This window comes from Microcella sp., from assembly GCF_033763155.1.
Lineage (GTDB): Bacteria > Actinomycetota > Actinomycetes > Actinomycetales > Microbacteriaceae > Microcella.
Genome location: NZ_JANRKZ010000275.1, coordinates 1 through 2,498 on the forward strand (window position 1 = coordinate 1; position 2,498 = coordinate 2,498).

Sequence of the window (2,498 nt, forward strand, 5' to 3'; positions counted from 1 at the left end):
TAGCCACGGCAGGTTCCGCAGGGGCTGCTCGTCATGACATTGCCGAGCAGGCTGCGCACCGTGCGCTGAATCTGGCCCGAGCCGCGGCAAATGTCGCAGCTCTGCGGGCTGGTTCCGGGCGAGCAGCACGAACCCTCACACGTCGAACAGAGAATGGCCGTGTCCACTTCGATCTTGCGACTCGTGCCAAAAACGATTTCGTCGAGTTCGACCTCGACGCGCAAGAGAGCATCTTGTCCGCGCTCGCGGCGACTGCGCGGGCCGCGCTGCTGCTGGCCCCCGCCGAAGAAGGTTTCGAAGATGTCGCCGAAGCCGCCGAATCCGGATGCTCCGCCAAAGCTGCCCGACCCACCCAGGTCATACTGCTGCCGCTGCTGCGGGTCGCTCAGCACGTCGTAGGCGTGGGTGACCTGCTTGAACCGCTCGGCCGCATCGGCGCTCGGGTTGACGTCGGGGTGCAACTCACGCGCCAGCCGGCGATACGCCTTCTTGATCTCGTCAGCGCTGGCCTGACGGTCGATTCCGAGCACCTCGTAGTGGTCTGACACTTATTCCTCACCGAGCAAGCGCGAAACGTAGCGGGCTACCGCGCGCACTGCTGCCATGTTGTTCGAGTAATCCATGCGGGTGGGCCCGAGTACGCCGAGTTTGGCGGAACTATCGGTGCCAACGCGGTAGGCGCTCGTGACCACCGCGGTTTCTTTCAGGGCCTCATCATTTTCGCGACCAATGCGGGCGGTCACACCGGTCTCGTCGACCTGCATCTCGCTGAACAGCTTGAGCAGGGTGACCTGTTCTTCCAGTGCTTCGAGAACCGGGTAGACACTCCCCACGAAGTCGCCCTCGGTGCGCACGAGGTTGGCCGCGCCCGCCATGACGAGCCGATCGGTGCGGTGCGCATCCACGTGACCGATGAGAGCTTCGGCGACCACTCCCACGGCTTCGCGGCGGTCGGGAGCGAATCGCTCGGCGAGCGATGCCGCCACGGGAGGCACATCGCTCAACACTTGACCGGCGAGCGCCGCGTTGAGCTTGGCCCGCAGTTCTCCGACAAAGGCCTCGTCGGCCTCGAGCGGAAGCTCGATGATGCGCTGATCGACGCGACCGCCGTCGGTGATGAACACCGTCATGAGTCGGGTGGCGCTCATGGGCACGAGTTCGATGTGCCGCACTCGCGCGTTGCCCAGCGCGGGGTATTGCACGAGAGCAACTTGGTTCGTCAGGTGCGAGAGCAAGCGTACGGTGCGCGCAAACACGTCATCGAGGTCGACGGACTGGTCGAGAAACGACGAGATGGCCTGACGCTGGGCGCCGCTCAACGGTCGCAGATCGGCGAACTGGTCGACGAAAACGCGATACCCCTTGTCGGTGGGAACACGACCCGATGAGGTGTGCGGAGCCGTGATGAGCTCTTCTTCTTCGAGCAGAGCCATGTCATTGCGAATCGTTGCGGCCGAGACGCCGAACTGGTGACGATCGACAATGGCTTTTGACCCGACCGGTTCACGCGAGGCGACGTAGTCGTGAACGATGGCGCGCAGCACGTGCAAGGCGCGTTCTGAAACCATGACGCTCCTCTCGGTCTGCAGCCGGTGCGAGCGAGACTGCTGGCACTCGCTCGATCAGACTGCCAATTCTACCTGCAACACGGGGCAATCATCATTGCTTGCAGGATGCTCGGGCGCTAGGTTTGCCTCGTGCTCCACCCCGCAGTACCCAACCGCTTCAGAATCAGTGAAAGGCAGCATTCATGACTGACCAGACTCCTCCCCCCGCCGCGTCGGCTGCTCCGCTCTCGGAGGCGGAGGACCGCCAGTGGGCGTCGTTCGCGCACCTCGGTGGCGTGCTCGGCTTCCTCCCGGCGCTCATCATCTGGCTCGTGTTCAAAGACCGCGGTTCGTTCACGAACCAGGAAGCCAAAGAGGCGCTGAACTTCCAGATCGCCGTCACGATCGCCTACATCGCGCTCAACGTGCTGTCGCTCATCATCGGCGCGGTCACCTTCGGCCTCGGCTCGATCATTGGCCTGCTCGTTCCGCTCGTGTGGGTCGCCGCCGTGATCTTCTCGATCCTCGGTTTCGTGAAGTCGAAGGACGGCAACGGCTACCGTTACCCCGTCTCGATCCGTCTCATCAAGTAAGACGCTCGAACACTCTCGCGGGGCTCGGCCATGAGGTCGGGCCCCGCAGGTGTTTAATGGCGGCATGACCGATCAGCCTGTAAACCCGTATTCCGCTGCTCCCCAGCCGATGAGCCCCGCCGACGAAAAACTGTGGGCCACGCTCGTGCACGTTGGTGGCATCTTCTTTGGCTTCTTGCCGGCGCTCTTGGGCTTTCTCATCCTCGGCAACCGCGGGCCCTTCGTTCGCGGGCACGCCGCGACGGCGCTCAACTTTCAGTTGACGATGCTCATCGCCTCGTTCGTCGGCGGTGTGCTCACCCTCGTCTTCATCGGCATCTTCGTGATCATCGCCGTGAGTGTTGTCGTGATCATCTTC

General features: G+C 63.2%; 4 protein-coding genes. 2 read left to right on the forward strand and 2 right to left on the reverse strand.

Annotation, left to right across the window (positions count from 1 at the left end; translation table 11 throughout):
* Positions 1–548 (reverse strand): DnaJ domain-containing protein (locus SFU54_RS11630; protein WP_319016434.1); only part of this gene is annotated, 548 nt, incomplete at its 3' end.
* Positions 549–1,568 carry a heat-inducible transcriptional repressor HrcA gene (hrcA, locus tag SFU54_RS11635; RefSeq protein WP_319016435.1) on the reverse strand — a complete coding sequence of 340 codons (1,020 nt, stop codon included), beginning with the start codon at positions 1,566–1,568 and terminating at the stop codon, positions 549–551.
* Between the two features lie 182 nt (positions 1,569–1,750).
* Here hrcA and SFU54_RS11640 point away from each other — a divergent pair, with 182 nt between their 5' ends.
* Complete coding sequence (locus SFU54_RS11640) at positions 1,751–2,140, forward strand: DUF4870 domain-containing protein (RefSeq protein ID WP_319016436.1); 390 nt, start codon at positions 1,751–1,753, stop codon at positions 2,138–2,140.
* Between the two features lie 64 nt (positions 2,141–2,204).
* Positions 2,205–2,498: DUF4870 domain-containing protein (locus tag SFU54_RS11645; RefSeq protein ID WP_319016437.1), on the forward strand; the 294-nt coding region annotated here is incomplete at its 3' end.